At 68.0% G+C, this 14,649-nt stretch carries 15 protein-coding genes; 12 read left to right on the top strand and 3 right to left on the bottom strand.

What is annotated here, in order from left to right; translation table 11 throughout:
- Positions 1-168: 168 nt before the first annotated feature.
- The 12 genes from flhD (at position 169) to EGT29_RS17770 (ending at position 12,977) form a co-directional block, all read left to right on the top strand.
- Positions 169-483: a flagellar transcriptional regulator FlhD gene (flhD, locus tag EGT29_RS17825; RefSeq protein ID WP_087841533.1), complete on the top strand. Its 315-nt coding sequence runs from the start codon at positions 169-171 to the stop codon at positions 481-483.
- A gap of 36 nt (positions 484-519) precedes the next feature.
- Entirely contained in the window at positions 520-1,074 is a 555-nt protein-coding gene (gene flhC, locus EGT29_RS17820) for a flagellar transcriptional regulator FlhC (RefSeq protein ID WP_124690228.1), read from the top strand.
- Between the two features lie 249 nt (positions 1,075-1,323).
- Positions 1,324-2,184 (top strand): flagellar motor stator protein MotA, encoded by an 861-nt coding sequence (gene motA / locus EGT29_RS17815; protein ID WP_124690227.1) that lies wholly within the window; start codon positions 1,324-1,326, stop codon positions 2,182-2,184.
- Between the two features lie 23 nt (positions 2,185-2,207).
- The gene (gene motB / locus EGT29_RS17810) at positions 2,208-3,116 is read left to right on the top strand and encodes a flagellar motor protein MotB (protein ID WP_124690226.1); all 909 of its coding nucleotides are present in this window, start codon (positions 2,208-2,210) and stop codon (positions 3,114-3,116) included.
- A gap of 39 nt (positions 3,117-3,155) precedes the next feature.
- Positions 3,156-4,118 carry a chemotaxis protein gene (locus EGT29_RS17805; RefSeq protein WP_124690225.1) on the top strand — a complete coding sequence of 321 codons (963 nt, stop codon included), beginning with the start codon at positions 3,156-3,158 and terminating at the stop codon, positions 4,116-4,118.
- The gene (gene cheY / locus EGT29_RS17800) at positions 4,108-4,503 is read left to right on the top strand and encodes a chemotaxis response regulator CheY (RefSeq protein WP_087841488.1); all 396 of its coding nucleotides are present in this window, start codon (positions 4,108-4,110) and stop codon (positions 4,501-4,503) included. Before EGT29_RS17805 ends, cheY begins: the two co-directional genes overlap by 11 nt.
- Positions 4,503-5,255, top strand: coding sequence for a protein phosphatase CheZ (locus EGT29_RS17795; protein WP_124690224.1), 753 nt, complete (start codon positions 4,503-4,505; stop codon positions 5,253-5,255). Before cheY ends, EGT29_RS17795 begins: the two co-directional genes overlap by 1 nt.
- A 12-nt stretch (positions 5,256-5,267) precedes the next feature.
- A complete protein-coding gene (locus tag EGT29_RS17790; protein WP_124690223.1) occupies positions 5,268-7,097 on the top strand; it encodes a chemotaxis protein CheA in 1,830 nt (609 codons plus the stop codon).
- A 192-nt stretch (positions 7,098-7,289) separates the two neighbouring features.
- Entirely contained in the window at positions 7,290-8,459 is a 1,170-nt protein-coding gene (flhB, locus tag EGT29_RS17785; protein ID WP_161567860.1) for a flagellar biosynthesis protein FlhB, read from the top strand.
- Complete coding sequence (gene flhA / locus EGT29_RS17780; protein ID WP_124690221.1) at positions 8,456-10,543, top strand: flagellar biosynthesis protein FlhA; 2,088 nt, start codon at positions 8,456-8,458, stop codon at positions 10,541-10,543. The genes flhB and flhA overlap by 4 nt, the downstream gene beginning before the upstream one ends.
- 37 nt (positions 10,544-10,580) lie before the next feature.
- Positions 10,581-12,206, top strand: coding sequence for a flagellar biosynthesis protein FlhF (gene flhF, locus EGT29_RS17775; RefSeq protein ID WP_124690220.1), 1,626 nt, complete (start codon positions 10,581-10,583; stop codon positions 12,204-12,206).
- Between the two features lie 48 nt (positions 12,207-12,254).
- A complete protein-coding gene (locus EGT29_RS17770) occupies positions 12,255-12,977 on the top strand; it encodes an RNA polymerase sigma factor FliA (protein ID WP_124690219.1) in 723 nt (240 codons plus the stop codon).
- Positions 12,978-12,995: 18 nt separating this feature from the next.
- Here EGT29_RS17770 and EGT29_RS17765 read toward each other — a convergent pair whose 3' ends face one another.
- The 3 genes from EGT29_RS17765 to flgA form a co-directional block, all read right to left on the bottom strand.
- Positions 12,996-13,352, bottom strand: coding sequence for a hypothetical protein (locus EGT29_RS17765; RefSeq protein ID WP_124690218.1), 357 nt, complete (start codon positions 13,350-13,352; stop codon positions 12,996-12,998).
- Positions 13,349-13,639, bottom strand: coding sequence for a flagellar biosynthesis anti-sigma factor FlgM (flgM, locus tag EGT29_RS17760; protein WP_161567859.1), 291 nt, complete (start codon positions 13,637-13,639; stop codon positions 13,349-13,351). Before flgM ends, EGT29_RS17765 begins: the two co-directional genes overlap by 4 nt.
- Positions 13,640-13,805: 166 nt before the next feature.
- Positions 13,806-14,525 (bottom strand): flagellar basal body P-ring formation chaperone FlgA, encoded by a 720-nt coding sequence (gene flgA / locus EGT29_RS17755; RefSeq protein WP_124690216.1) that lies wholly within the window; start codon positions 14,523-14,525, stop codon positions 13,806-13,808.
- Positions 14,526-14,649 lie beyond the last annotated feature (124 nt).

Here is a 14,649-nt window from a genome sequence, read left to right as displayed (position 1 = left end):
CCAATAATTTACATATTGAATTGGTCCCTGTGCCAGAGGAAAAGACTGGCCGGGGTGCTCTGTCTTTACCTCCCGTTTTACGGGGTTACCCTGAAAGGAATCGCGATGGTCCAAGTTTGCGACGTGGTCGATGCGGATGTGTCGGCTCCCGGGGCCGAATCTTCCCCCATGTCCCGGCTGAGTGAAGAGATCCGCGATGCCAATCTGACCTACCTGATGCTGGCCCAGCAGATGTTGCGCGTCGATCGCAGCGAGGCGCTCTACCGCCTGGGCATCACCAGCGAGGTGGCCGACATCCTTTCGTCATTGACCACGGCCCAGTTGCTGAAGATCGCCGGCTCGAGCATGCTGCTCGCCCGGTTCCGCTTCGATGACTCGCTGGTCTGGAACCTGCTGTCCTCGCCCAAGCGCGACGATGTTTCCCCCCGCATCCACGCCGCCATCCTGATGGCCGGACGCACCGCCGCGATGGCCGCTTCCTGAGCCGCGTCATGTCCTGCTGCAGTATCAGGAGGCCGCATGGTCCGCGCTAAAAGCGTCCTGTCCGAGGCGCGCCAGATCGAGATTGCCTCCGAATTGATCCGCCTCGATGCCCGCTTGCAGGTGCTCGAGGCGGAAGTGCAGCTGTCGCGCGAGCGCCTCCTGCGCCTGTACCGCGAGATCCGCGGAAAATCGCCGCCCAAGGGCATGCTGCCGTTCTCCACCGACTGGTTCATGACCTGGCAGCCCAACGTCCATGCCTCGCTGTTCATGAACATCCACCGCCATCAGGTGGGCCTGGACGATGCGACGGCGGTCGAGGCGCTGATCCGCGCCTACCGCCTATACCGGGAGCAGATAGGCCAACTGGGCCTGCCCGAGGTCCTGTCGATCACGCGGGCATGGCGCCTGACGCGGTTCTTCGACGCCGGCATGCTGGGCATGACGGCTTGCACCTGTTGCGGCGGCCAATTCGTCACTCATACCTTCGAGCTGGCCCACCAGTACGTCTGCGGGCTTTGCCACATGCCGTCCCGCGCCGGCAAGACCCGGCGTCCGGCCAATGCGGAAGTCGCCAAGGCGGCCCCCCGCTGATGCCGGACCCGGGAGCTTCCGCTCTCAAGTTTTGTTTTCGCCGGCCGAAAACCCGTTCATGGCTTCGCGCAATGTGCCAACGAAGCCCGATTGCCCCACGCTAGTCAGTCCCCCAGATTCCTGGCCCGGCAAGGCTCCCGATGCCCGCATCGACCCTGCCCAGACCCAGGATGCGGTGGATCCGGCTCCGCCGGTCCACCCGCATCGCCCCCTGGGGGGCGCGCGAAGCGCGTAGGGGGGGACATCTACATGCTCGTCATCATCGGCTACATCATTGTTGGGGCGTCCGTGCTGGGCGGATATGCCATGCATGGCGGCTCGCTGGGCGCGCTGTTCCAGCCGTTCGAACTGATCATCATCGCCGGCGCGGCGCTGGGCGCCTTCGTCTGCGGCAATTCCAGCAAGGTGGTGCGGGCGACCTTGCGGGCCTTGCCGACCACGCTGCACGGTTCGCGCTTCACCAAGCAGCGCTACCTCGACCTGCTGGCGCTGCTGTACGAGATCCTGAACCGCGTGCGGCGCGAAGGCCTGATGTCCATCGAGGCCGACGTCGAGGAGCCGCACAACAGTCCGCTGTTCCAGAAGTATCCCGCGCTGCTGGCCGACGAACACCTGGTCGAGTTCGTGACCGACTACCTGCGGCTGATGGTCAGCGGCAACCTGAATCCGCTGGAGCTGGAAGCCCTGATGGACCAGGAAATCGATACCCATCACCAGGAAGCCAGCGTGCCGGCGCACGCCATCCAGCGCATCGCCGACGGACTGCCGGCCTTCGGCATCGTCGCCGCGGTCATGGGCGTGGTCAACGTGATGGGGTCGGTGGGCGAGCCGCCGGCCGTGCTGGGCGCCAAGATCGGGGCGGCGCTGGTCGGCACCTTCGTCGGCATCCTGCTCGCCTACGGCATTGTCGGTCCGCTGGCCTCGGTGCTGGAGCAGAAGGTAAGCGAAAGCAGCAAGCAACTCGAATGCATCAAGGTCGCCCTGCTGGCGAGCCTGAACGGCTATGCGCCGGCGCTGGCCGTGGAGTTCGGCCGCAAGGTGCTGTTCTCGACCGAGCGTCCCACGTTCGGCGAGCTGGAAGACACGGTGCGGGGCAAGTCCGCGGCGTGACGGCACGGTAGGGAGTCGCGATCATGGCAGGCAAGGACGGCGCAGCGCCGATCATCATCAGGCGGTCCCGCAAACGGGCCGGCAAGTCCCATGGCGCGGGCATGTGGAAGATCGCCTATGCCGACTTCGTCACCGCCATGATGGCCTTCTTCCTGCTGATGTGGCTGCTGACGACCTCGGCCCAGGCCGACCTGGAAGGCATCTCCGAATATTTCCGTACGCCGCTGCGCGTGGCGGTCACGTCGGGCAGCGTGGCGGGGGATCCGGTCAGCGTGTTGACGGGCGGCCAGCACATGAGCCCCCGCATCACGCCCCAGCGCCGCGCCAGCGACGCGGAGCAGGAAGCGCGCGAGCACCGCAAGCTCGAAGGCCTGAAGTCGGAACTCGAGAGCCTGATCTTCACGCAGCCCACGCTGACGCAGTTCAAGGACCAGATCCTGCTGGACTTCACCGATGAAGGACTGCGGATCCAGATCGTGGACGAGAAGAACCGGCCCATGTTCGATACCGGCAAGACCGTGCTCAAGGACTACAGCCGCGTCATCCTGGATGAGCTGGCCCGCGTGCTGAACGGCGTCGAGAACAAGATCTCGATTTCCGGCCACACCGATTCGACGCCGTATGCCGGCGGCAATGGCGGCTACAGCAACTGGGAACTGTCGGCCGACCGCGCCAACGCGGCACGGCGCGAGATGCTGACGGCCGGGATGCAGGAGGGCAAGGCGCTGCGGGTGGTGGGGCTGTCGGATTCCGTGCCGTTCAACCGCGCCGACGTGAAGGCGGCCGAGAACCGGCGCATCAGTATCGTGGTGCTGAACAAGCGCAGCGAGGAATTTCTCAAGAAAGGCGGCGTTTATGTCGATGTACCTGCCATTCCCGGCAGCTTGAACGACGGGACGCCGCTGCGGGTGTCCGCTCTCGAATCGCAATGATCACTGGGCCGGCTTGGGCCGGTCGGTATGGAGGATGCTATGGGTGCCGGTGACAATCGGTTGATGGAAATGGTGGACGAGAAGGCCCGGCTGGCCGGTTCCAACAAGATGGAGCTGCTGCTGTTCTCGCTGGGCGGCAGCGAGGTCTTCGGCATCAACGTGTTCAAGGTGCGCGAGGTCTGCGAGACGATCCCGATCACCCGGACGCCGAACGTGCCGCGCGGGGTGGAGGGCATCATTTCGCTGCGCGGCGCGATCCTGCCCGTCATCGACCTGGCCACCACCATCAACATGCAGGTCGACGCGCCGCGCACCAAGCTGCTGATCACCGAGTTCTCCAGCCACACCCAGGCTTTCCTGGTGGCCGACGTGGACCGCATCGTGCGCATCGACTGGGACAAGGTCAAGTCGCCGCAGTCCATGCCCTCGAACAACACCTCGTTCATGACGGCGCTGACCGAGCTGGCCGACGGCAAGCTGGTATCCATCCTGGATGTCGAGCAGATCCTGGCCTCGGTCATCGGCGAGGACAAGATTCCGTCCGAGATCCAGCAGGTCGACGCCGACATCAAGGCGAACGTGTTCTTCGCCGACGATTCCTCGCTGGCGCGCAAGAAGATCACGGAAGTGCTGGATCGCATGGGGCTGCCGCACCAGCACGCCACCAACGGCGCCGACGCCTGGGACAAGCTCAAGGGCATCGCGGCCCGGGCCGAGGCGGAGAAGCTGCCGCTGGACCTGATGCTGGGGCTGATCCTGGTCGACGCCGAGATGCCCGAGATGGACGGCTACGTGCTGACCCGCCATATCAAATCGGATCCCCGCTTCGCGAAGATTCCCGTCGTGATGCATTCGTCGCTGTCGTCGGTGGCCAACAAGAAGCTCGGGCAGCAGGTGGGCGTCGATGCCTATGTCGCGAAATTCCACCCCTCGGAACTGGCTAGTATGATCGCCGCTCAACTCACACACATCAAGGCCAGAAAGGGAGCAAATGAAGCCTGACGATTTGAAGTTCCTTATCGTCGACGATTTCTCGACGATGCGGCGCATCGTCCGCAATCTCTTGAAGGAACTCGGCTACAACAACGCCGACGAGGCCGAGGACGGCCAGATCGCCCTGAGCAAGCTGCGCAGCGGCCTGTTCAATTTCGTGGTCAGCGACATCAACATGCCGAACATGAACGGCTTCGAGCTGCTGCGCGAAATCCGCGCCGACGACCAGCTCAAGAAGCTGCCCGTGCTGCTGGTGACGGCCGAGGCCAAGAAGGAAGACATCGTGCTGGCCGCCCAGATCGGAGCGAACGGCTACATCGTCAAGCCCTTCACCAAGGCGACGCTGGAAGAGAAACTGACCAAGATCGTCCAGAAAATGAGCGGGAGCACGTAATGGCCCATACCGGCGATACCGAAGACCTCGAAGCGCTGTTCGACCAGATCTCGTCCGAAACCCTGGCCAGGCTCGATGCCGAACCGGCGGCCGACGCGGCTCCGGCCGTGCAGGCGGCCGAGAGCGGGGGCGAAGCGGCGTCCGAGCAGTCGCCGGAGTTCTACCAGCGGGTCGGCATGCTGACCCGGCAGCTGCACGACGCGCTGCGCGAGCTGGGCTACCACCAGAAAGTGGAGCAGGCCGTCCATTCGCTGCCCGACACGCGCCAGCGCCTGGACTACATCGCGCGGCTGACCGGCCAGGCCGCCGAGCGCGCCCTGTCCAACGTCGAGAAGGGGCAGGAGATCCAGGACGGCGTGGAGCGGGAAGGCGCGCGCCTGAGCGGACAGTGGCGCGAACTGTACGATCGCCGGCTGGGGGTCGACGACTTCAAGCAGGTGGCGGCCGACACCAGCGCGTTCCTGGACCGCGCGCAGGAAGACGCGCGCGCCACCCAGGCGCTGCTGACCGACATCATGATGGCCCAGGATTTCCATGACCTGACCGGCCAGGTCATCCAGAAGGTGCTCAAGCTCGCCCAGGACTTCGAGGACGAACTGGTCAAGCTGCTGATCGAGAGCACGCCTGCGGACAAACGCAACGCCGCGCAGAGCGAATGGATGAACGGTCCCGTCATCGATGCCTCCAGCCGCGACGACGTGGTGGCCAACCAGGCGCAGGTCGACGATCTGCTGGAAAGCCTGGGCTTTTGAGCGAGTAAACGAGTGTCAGCCTTCTCCGACATGCAGGACCTGCTTGCCGACTTCCTGACCGAGGCCTCGGACCTGCTCGACGACGTCGATATCGGCCTGGTCGAGCTGGAACAGCGCCCCGACGACGCCGGCCTGCTCAACCAGGTGTTCCGCGGCTTCCACACCGTCAAGGGCGGAGCCGGGTTCCTCGAGGCGACGCCGCTGGTGGAGCTGTGCCACCGGGGCGAGAATCTGCTGGACCTGCTGCGCGGCGGCTCGCTGCGCATCACGCCGGAAATCATGGACGTGATCCTGGCGGCGACCGGCGAGGTGCGGCGCATGTTCTCGGAAATGGAGCGCGGCGCGATGCCCGAGGCGGCACCCGCCGGGCTGCTGCTCGCGCTGGAGGCCGCGGCCAAGGGTGAGACCGTCGACACCAGCACGCTGCGGACGGAGTCCCTGCCGGCGGGCGCCGCGGCCGAGGCCGCGCGCGTGCTGGCCCATGCCGCGGCGCCCGCCGCGCAAGCCGACGGCGAACCGGACTGGCTGGGCTACTACCGCGCGGCGTTCGGCGATCCGCCCGGCATGGAGGCCGGGGCCGCCCCGGTTGTCCAGGAAGCCGGCGCGGCGGCGTCGTCGCGGCCTTATCGCCCCGAGATGCTGGCCCCCGTGGGCGGCGCGCAGGCCGTGGCCAAGGACGCGACGATACGCGTGGACACGGCGCGCTTCGACCAGATCCTGAACCTGTCGGGCGAGATCGGCCTGACCAAGAACCGCCTGTCCTGCCTGCGCGACGCGCTCCTGGGCGCCAGCCGCCGGGACGACGCGGCGGCCGAGACGCTGGACGCCGTCTTCAGCCAGTTGGACACGCTGGTTTCCGACCTGCAGTCGGCCGTCATGATGGCGCGCATGCAGCCGGTCGGCCGGGTGTTCCAGAAGTATTCCCGCCTGGCGCGCGACCTGGCCCGCCAGTTGGGCAAGGACGTGGAACTGAACATCACCGGCGGCGAGACCGAGGTCGACAAGACCATCCTGGACGAATTGAACGATCCGCTGGTGCACCTGATCCGCAACGCCGTCGATCATGGCATCGAGACCATGGTCGAGCGCCGCTCGGTGGGCAAGCCCGCGCGTGGCACGGTGCACCTGTCGGCCCGCCAGACGGGTGACTCCATCGTGATCGAGGTGTCGGACGACGGCCGCGGCATGGATCCCGACGTCATCCGCCGCAAGGCCATCGAGAAGGGCGTCATCAGCGCGGAAGACGCCGCCGTGCTGGACAATGCCCATTGCCTGCAACTGATCTTCCTGCCGGGGTTCTCCACCCGCAGCGAGGTCAGCGACCTGTCGGGGCGGGGCGTCGGCATGGACGTGGTCAAGACCAACATCGAGAAGCTCAAGGGGCAGATCGACATCCAGTCCGCGCCGGGCATGGGATCGCACATCGTGATCTCGCTGCCGCTTACGCTGGCCATCCTGCCCGTGCTGATGCTCAAGCTGGTGGACCAGCCCTACGCGATCCCGCTGTCCGTCGTGCGCGAGATCATCCCGCTGCGCCAGGAGGAAATGCACACGGTGGGCAGCAACCAGGCCCTGACCATACGCGGCGAGATCCTTCCCGTCATCGACCTGGCCGTCCTGCTCGGCCGCCAGCGCGAAGAACCGCCATCGCTGGCCGTTGTCCTGGCCTACGGCGAACGCCAGCTGATCCTGGGCGTGGATGGTTTCATCGGCCAGGACGAGGTCATGATCAAGCCGCTGGAGGGCATCCATCCCAAGGGCGTGGCCGGCGCCACCCTGTCCGGCGACGGCACGCTGGTGCTGGTCCTGGAAATGAAACAACTGCTCGAAGGGGTGTTTTGACCCCCCGGCGCCGACACACACGCCCCGGGCGGGAGTAGCGTCGCTTTCCGGTGTCTGTTTCGGGCTTTGTCCGGGCGGGCTATCGCGAATAATCCATACGCCTGCATGGCTGGGCGGCGCACGTGCGCCCGGCCGGCGTAAGGCTCCCGGAGCGCGGATAGCGCGCCGGTGTTCGTCGATATCCGGAATACCGTGGCAGATAACCAGGAAAGCGGCCAGGAAAAAACCCTGGCGCCATCCCAGCGGCGGCTGGACCAGGCCCGAGAGGAAGGGCGCGTCGCGCGTTCGCGCGACCTGTCGGGTGCCGTGGCGACCTTCGCCTGCGTGGCGGTGCTGGCCATGGCGGGGGCGGGCATCGCCGATCGCGCGATGACCTGGATGAAGACCGCGTTCACCACGGCGGCGGGCACGGCCGCCACCACGCGCGATGATGCCATGCTGCTCAAGTCGCTGAACGAGGCCCTGGCCGATGCGCTGCTGGCGATCTCCCCCATCCTGGCCGCCGGCATGGCCGCGGGCATCCTGGGTTCGATCGGCCTGGGCGGACTGGTGTTGTCCGGCAAGGCGCTGGGTCCCGATTTCAGCCGGTTGTCGCCGCTCAAGGGCTTTGGCCGCATCTTTTCCCTGGCCGGACTGGGCGAGCTGGGCAAATCCATCCTCAAGGTCCTGGTGCTGGGCGGCGTGGCCGGCCTGCTGGTCTGGCACGGCGCCCAGGGCTGGCTGGCGCTGGTCCTGCCGTCGCCGCCGCGCGCCCTGGCCGAACTGGGCGGGATGCTGTCCAATCACGCGCTGGTGCTGGCCGGCGCGCTGTTCGTGATCGCGGCGGCCGACGTGCCGCTGCAGTGGTGGAACCACCACAAGAACCTGCGCATGACCTTCGAGGAGGCCAAGCAGGAGAACAAGGAAACCGAGGGCGATCCCCATGTGAAGGGCCGTATCCGCCAGTTGCAGCGCGATCGGGCGCGCTCGCGCATGATGCAGTCGGTGCCCTCGGCCGACGTGGTGGTGACCAACCCGACCCACTATGCGGTCGCGCTGAAGTACGACGACAAGCGGATGGGGGCGCCGCGCGTGGTGGCCAAGGGGGCGGACGCGGTTGCCGCGCGGATCCGAGAGCTGGCCGGACAGCACAAGGTGGCCGTGCTGGAGAGTCCTAGGCTGGCCCGGGCCTTGTACCGCCATGCCGACATCGACCAGGAAGTCCCGGTGGCGCTGTACCGGGCCGTGGCCCAGGTGCTGGCCCACGTCTATCAGTTGCGCGACTACGTGTCCGGGCCGCCTCCCGAGCTGCAGCCGGTCGAGATCCCGGCGGGATGGGACCCGCTGGATGACGCGCCGCTGCGCCGCGGAGGCCGGGCATGAGCGGCCGCAGCCTGAAGCTGGGAGGGCTGGAGTTCAATTCGGCGCAGCTGCGCGAGCTGGGCATGCCGGCCTTCATCCTGCTCGTGCTGGGAATGATGCTGCTGCCCCTGCCGCCGCTGATGCTGGATCTGCTGTTCACCTTCAACATCGCGATCTCGCTGCTGGTGCTGATGGTGGCTACCTACACGAAGCGGCCGCTGGATTTCGCAGTCTTTCCCAGCGTGATCCTGGTCACCACGCTGCTGCGCCTGTCCCTGAACGTGGCGTCCACGCGGGTGGTGCTGCTGCACGGGCACAGCGGTCCCGACGCCGCGGGCAAGGTGATCGAGGCCTTCGGGCAGTTCCTGGTGGGCGGCAACTTCGCCGTGGGCGTGGTCGTGTTCCTGGTGCTGGTCATCATCAACTTCGTCGTGGTCACCAAGGGCGCGGGCCGCATCGCCGAGGTCTCGGCCCGCTTCACGCTGGATGCCATGCCGGGCAAGCAGATGGCAATCGACGCCGACCTGAACGCCGGGCTGATCGACGAGGCCACCGCCCGCAAGCGCCGTACCGACGTGGCGCAGGAGGCCGATTTCTACGGCGCGATGGACGGCGCCTCGAAGTTCGTGCGCGGGGATGCCATCGCCGGCATCCTGATCCTGTTCGTGAACATCATCGGCGGGCTGTTGATCGGCGTGGGCCAGCATGATCTGAGCTTCGCGGAAGCCGGACGCGCCTACGTGCTGCTGTCCATCGGCGACGGCCTGGTCGCGCAGGTGCCGGCGCTGCTGGTGTCCATCGCCGCCGGCCTGATCGTGTCCCGGGTGGGCGAGGGCGAGGACATCGGCACCGAGGTGGGCAAGCAGTTGCTCGGCACGCCGCAGGCGATCGCCCTGTCGGCCGCGATCATCGGCATGCTGGGCCTGGTGCCGGGCATGCCCAATCTGGCGTTCCTGACCCTGGCGGCGGGCCTGGGCGGGTTGTCCTGGCGCATGGCGCGGCTGCGCCGGCGCCAGGCCGAGACGGCCGCCGCGCCGCCCGTGGTGGACGAGCCGGCCGAGGCGCAAGAGGCCAGCTGGGACGACGTCACCCAGGTCGATACGGTGGGGCTGGAGGTCGGCTACCGGCTCATCCCGCTGGTGGACAAGACCGGCGACGGCGATCTGCTGAAACGCATCAAGGCCCTGCGCAAGAAGTTCGCCCAGGACGTCGGCTTCCTGCCGGCGGCGGTGCACATCCGCGACAACCTCGAACTGCGTCCCGGGGGCTACCGCATCACCCTCAAGGGCGTGGCGATCGGCGAGGGCGAGGTGCAGACCGGCGGCTTCCTGGCCATCAATCCGGGCCGCGTGACGCGCGAGATCCCGGGCTCGCCCACGCGGGACCCGGCGTTCGGGCTGCCGGCGCTGTGGATCGAGGCCACGGCGCGCGAGGCGGCGCAGGCGGCCGGCTATACCGTGGTCGACATCGGTACCGTCATCGCCACCCATCTTTCCCATCTCCTGCACAACCATGCGGCGGATCTGCTGGGCCGCGCCGAGCTGCAGGCGCTGTGCGACCACTTCACGCGCGGCACGCCCAAGCTGCTGGAAGACCTGGTGCCCAAGCTGATCTCGATGGCCACGCTGCAACGGGTCCTGCAGTCGCTGCTGGACGAAGGGGTGCACATCCGCGACTTCGGCACCATCGTCGAGACCTTGTCCGAGCACGCGGTCCATACCCAGGATCCGGTCGAGCTGGTGGGGGCCGTGCGGGTCGCGCTGGGGCGTGCCATCACCCAGGGCATCTTCGGCGCCAACGGCGAAGTCGACGTGCTGGCGCTGGATCCCGAGCTGGAACGCATACTCCAGACCATCAGCTCCAAGGCCGGCGAGATCGGCGCCATCGAGCCGGGCCTGGCCGAGCGCCTGCTGAGCGAAGCCGCGGCCGCGGTCGAGAAGATGGATGCCGTGGGCAAGCCCGTCGCGCTGCTCGTGCCCGACCGCCTGCGCCTGGCGCTGGCGCGCTTCTTCCGCCGTTCCGTGCCGCGCCTGAAGGTGCTGGCGCATTCCGAGATTCCCGAATCCCGCCTGATCCGCGTCGCGTTGACGCTGGGAGGGCGTTGAGCATGTCCATCCTTTCTAGCCTCCAGGTGCCCGCTCCATGAAGTTCCGCAAATTCATCGCTGCCTCCACGCGGGATTGCCTGCGCATGATGCGCGAGGCGCTGGGGGCCGATGCCATGATCGTGTCGACCCGGCGCACCACGGCGGGAGTCGAGGTGGTCGGCATCCGCGCGCAGGACATGCCCACGGCCGACGAGGTCGGGGGCGAAGTGGCCCATGCGGCCGTCGCTTCGGCGCCGGCGGCCGACGCTCCCCAGGGAGAGCAGGCGATCCGGCCGGCCCTGTGGGACGACATGGAAGACGAGTCCGTGCGTCTGTCGCCAGCGGCTCGCGTGCTGGCGCTGCATGACGAGACGGCCGAGCGCGCGGCCCCGGCCCCCCCGGTGCCGCCGGAAGCCGCGGTATCGGAGCCTCCGCGCGCCGAGTGGCCGCGCTTGCAGGAAGGCCAGATTTCGCATCTGGTGCGCGCGGGCGGCGACTATGCCGATCCGGCGCACGCGATGGCGGTGGCCGCCGCCGAGGGCGGTGCGGACAAGCCCGTGCTGCGCCTGGGCGCGAGCCGCCCGCCCGCGGACAAGCGTGCCGCGCCGCGCGCGGGCGGGCCCGTCGAGCGTCCGGCCCGGCCCGCCGCGCCCGCCAGGCCGGCAGTCCCCGCCGCGGTGACGGCACGGCTGGATGAGCAGGATCGTGCCGAACTGGCGAGCCGGGTGGCCGATCCCATCGTCAGCGAGATGCGTTCGATGCGCGACTGGTTGGCGCATCAGATGGATGCGATGGCGTGGCGCGACAGCACCCAGCGCCACCCGCTGCGCCGCGAGCTATGGCGGCGCATGGTCGATTGCGGTTTCACGCCGGAGCTGGCGCGCAGCGTCGCCTCGCGCCTGCCGGCCACGCAGGGGGTGGACGAGGTCGATCGATGGCTGGCCGAGGTGCTGGTCCGCAACCTGGCCTGCGTCGATGCCGAGGCCAGCATCGTCGCGCAAGGCGGGCGCTATGCCATCGTCGGCCCCACGGGCGTGGGCAAGACGACCACCACCGCCAAGATCGCGGCCCATTGCGTGGTCAGGTACGGCGCCGGCGCGCTGGGGCTGATCTCGACCGACCAGAACCGCATCGGCGCGGTGGACCAGCTCCATACCTTCGGCCGCATCCTCGGGGTGGAGGTGTACGCCGCGAAGGGCGCGAGCGACCTCGACGTCCTGCTGGCCAGCATGACGGACCGCAAGCTGGTGCTGATCGATACGGCAGGCGTGAGCCAGCGCGATACGCACATGGCGCGCCACCTGCAGGCCATCTCCGCCGAAGGCGTCAAGCGGTTGCTGGTGATACCCGGCGGTTCGCACGCCGAGCAGGCCGAGGACATCGTGAACGGCTATTCGGCCGGCGGGCTGGCGGGCATGGTGGTGTCCAAGCTGGACGAAGCCGTGCGCCTGGGCGGTGTGCTGGACGCGGCCATTCGCCATCGCGTGCCGCTGCACTACATGACCAACGGCCAGCGCGTGCCCGAGGACATCCATGTCGCCAACGCGCGGCTCCTGGTGCATCGGGCGCTGCGCGTGCGCAATGCGCCGGTGTTCGCGCTCGAGGCCGAGGAACTCGATTGGGCGTGCGCGCCGGCGGTACCTCCGATCGAATCGACACCTTCGCAACCGGAGCGGGCCTGACCATGAGGCCCATGTATTTCCGCCCCGAACCTGGCCAGCGAGAGATGAATGTATACGCGTGAAGGAACCCTGGCGCGCGAGACGAACGTCGAACAGTACGTGCCCATGGTGCGCCGCATGGCTCACCACATGGTGGCGCGGTTGCCCGCCAGTGTGCAGATCGAGGACCTGATCCAGGCCGGCATGCTGGGCCTGCTCGATGCGCTGGGCCGCTTCGAGGAAGGGCTGGGCGCGCAATTCGAGACCTACGCCACTCAGCGCATACGCGGCGCGATGCTTGACGAATTGCGCCGGGGTGACTGGCTGCCGCGCAGTGTCCGGCAGGTCCAGCGCAAGATTGAGGCGGCCATGCACCGCAGCGAGCAGAAGCTGGGTCGATCGCCCACCGACACCGAGATGGCGGCCGAACTCGAGGTGGAGCTGGGCGACTACCAGCAGATGCTGGCCGACGCCCGGGGCGTGCAGCTGTTCCACTACGAGGACCTGGACAGCGGCGAGGATGCCGACGACTACCTGGACCGGCACATGCCGGCCGACGGCGCGGGCGATCCCCAGGCCCGTCTGTCGGACCGCCGCTTCCGCGAGGCCGTGGTCAACGGCATCGAGCGCCTGCCCGAGCGAGAGAAGCTGGTGATGGGCATGTACTACGAGCAGGAAATGAACTTCAAGGAGATCGCCGCGGTGCTGGGCGTGACCGAATCGCGGATCTGCCAGCTGCATTCGCAGGCGGTGTCGCGCCTGCGTACGCGCCTGAAGGAGTGGGGGCGCTAGCCGCCGGCGTGATGCCGGTCAGCGCGACAACTGGCCGGAGGCGGAGTAGGACAGGTCGGCGCCGCTGATGCGCGCCAGCGCCGCGTAGCGGACCGAGGCCGAGACGGTATTGAGCGTGGCCAGTTCCACGCCGATCTTCAGCGGATGGGCGGCCTTGGCCAGTCGTTCGCGCCAGGCCTGCCGCACTTCCGGCCGTGCCGATTGCAGGCCGGGCAGGGCGCGCGGGATGGCGCGCTGCACGTCCAGCACGCGCAGGCTCAGGTCCTGGGTGGCGGCGTCGATGCGCTGGGTGTCCATGCCGGCAACGGCCTGCGCCAGCGCCTGGCCGGCGGTACTGCAGCGTTCGACGATTTGCGAAAATTCCTCGGGCGTCATGGCTGGCGCGCCAGGCCGCTTTCGATTTCCAGCAGGCGGTCGGCCACGACCTCGGCGTTCACGGTGAATTCGCCGTTACGGATGGCCTGCTTGATGCGCTCGACGTTCTCGGCATTGAAGGGGGCCTCGCCCGCCGACAACTGGCTGGCGGCCAGCGACGACAACTGGACCTGGGCGGGTTGCGATCCGCTCGCGAGCGCCGGAGCGGGCGTCGCGGAGCGGGTTTCCGTGCCCTGGGCGGGCCGGGAAACCTTGATTGAATCGGGACCCTTTTGCGTGATCTTCACGTTGACTCCATCTTGCTGCCGCTGTGGAGTGGTCGCGCCAACCCCGGCAGATGAGGCAATTATCGGCGCCTGCGTGCCGAACTTTAGCACCGGCGTGCCGGGCATGGGCCTATTGCGCTACAGGATGTAAGCACCGCGTGGCGATTTGAAACACAGGCGCCAACCGCTAGAGGTTGACCTCGATCTCCCGGTCTTCGCGCAGGATGCCCGCCACCGTACGGCCCGAGTCGAGCTGGACGCGCGCGGTCTGGCCCGGGCTGGCCGCGTGCAGCATCCGGCCGGTGGCCTTGATGACGAAGCCCGCGCCGTTCAGCACCACCTGCACGGGGTCGCCCGATCCCAGGTGGGCGCGCGACTGCACGGCGGTAGGCGGGATGGGGTCGCCGGCCTTGAGCGGACGCGTGACGGTCGAGCCTTCCAGCTGGCGAGGGTCGGTGGCGACGCCGCGGGGCCAGGCGGCCACGTTCACCTCGGCCAGCGACCAGTCGCTTTCGCGCAGCACGGTCCCCGCGGGCAGGGGGCGGCTGGGCACGGGCACGGACACGAGCAGCGCCACCTCGGCCGGGATGCGGATCTGCCAGGGCTGGTGCGCGCAGCGCAGGCCGATGGAGGTCTTGCCGGTAGGTCTGCCGCCGGCGGGCAGGAAAACCAGGGGCGTGCACGGCGCCTGGGCGATGCGTTCGGCGCCCTGTTCCTGGATGTGGATGTCCAGGCGGCCTCCCAGCGTGGCGGCCGCGGCGGCGGCGCGCGCTTCCAGCAGTTGCCGGCCGCGCTCGATCAGGTCGGCGGAGGACGGCGAGGTAGCGGGCGTATCCGCCCAGGCGGGAAGCTGCGCCAGGGCGGCCAGCAGGAGCGTCGCGGCGACCGCGCGGCCGGACCGTTTCATGAAGCGAGTCTCCGGGATTCTCGAGGGACGCGACACTCTATCGCGGCCCCGGTGGCCGGAAGGTGAAAACAAGGATGAAAAAGATGCCGTACTCCGCCTTTGTCCGTGGCAGGGAATCCGAATA

This window comes from Pigmentiphaga sp. H8, assembly GCF_003854895.1.
Classification (GTDB): domain Bacteria; phylum Pseudomonadota; class Gammaproteobacteria; order Burkholderiales; family Burkholderiaceae_B; genus Pigmentiphaga.
This window is presented reverse-complemented; position numbering and strand designations above follow the sequence as displayed.

Excerpts from the sequence above, each read along its gene's own strand:
- cheY (WP_087841488.1), top strand. The coding sequence starts at position 4,108 with ATGAAGCCTGACGATTTGAAGTTCCTTATCGTCGACGATTTCTCGACG.
- motA (WP_124690227.1), top strand. The coding sequence starts at position 1,324 with ATGCTCGTCATCATCGGCTACATCATTGTTGGGGCGTCCGTGCTGGGC.
- flgA (WP_124690216.1), bottom strand. The coding sequence starts at position 14,525 with ATGAAACGGTCCGGCCGCGCGGTCGCCGCGACGCTCCTGCTGGCCGCC.
- motB (WP_124690226.1), top strand. The coding sequence starts at position 2,208 with ATGGCAGGCAAGGACGGCGCAGCGCCGATCATCATCAGGCGGTCCCGC.
- EGT29_RS17795 (WP_124690224.1), top strand. The coding sequence starts at position 4,503 with ATGGCCCATACCGGCGATACCGAAGACCTCGAAGCGCTGTTCGACCAG.
- EGT29_RS17765 (WP_124690218.1), bottom strand. The coding sequence starts at position 13,352 with ATGACGCCCGAGGAATTTTCGCAAATCGTCGAACGCTGCAGTACCGCC.
- EGT29_RS17805 (WP_124690225.1), top strand. The coding sequence starts at position 3,156 with ATGGGTGCCGGTGACAATCGGTTGATGGAAATGGTGGACGAGAAGGCC.
- EGT29_RS17770 (WP_124690219.1), top strand. The coding sequence starts at position 12,255 with ATGTATACGCGTGAAGGAACCCTGGCGCGCGAGACGAACGTCGAACAG.
- flhF (WP_124690220.1), top strand. The coding sequence starts at position 10,581 with ATGAAGTTCCGCAAATTCATCGCTGCCTCCACGCGGGATTGCCTGCGC.
- flhA (WP_124690221.1), top strand. The coding sequence starts at position 8,456 with ATGAGCGGCCGCAGCCTGAAGCTGGGAGGGCTGGAGTTCAATTCGGCG.
- flhD (WP_087841533.1), top strand. The coding sequence starts at position 169 with ATGTCCCGGCTGAGTGAAGAGATCCGCGATGCCAATCTGACCTACCTG.
- flhC (WP_124690228.1), top strand. The coding sequence starts at position 520 with ATGGTCCGCGCTAAAAGCGTCCTGTCCGAGGCGCGCCAGATCGAGATT.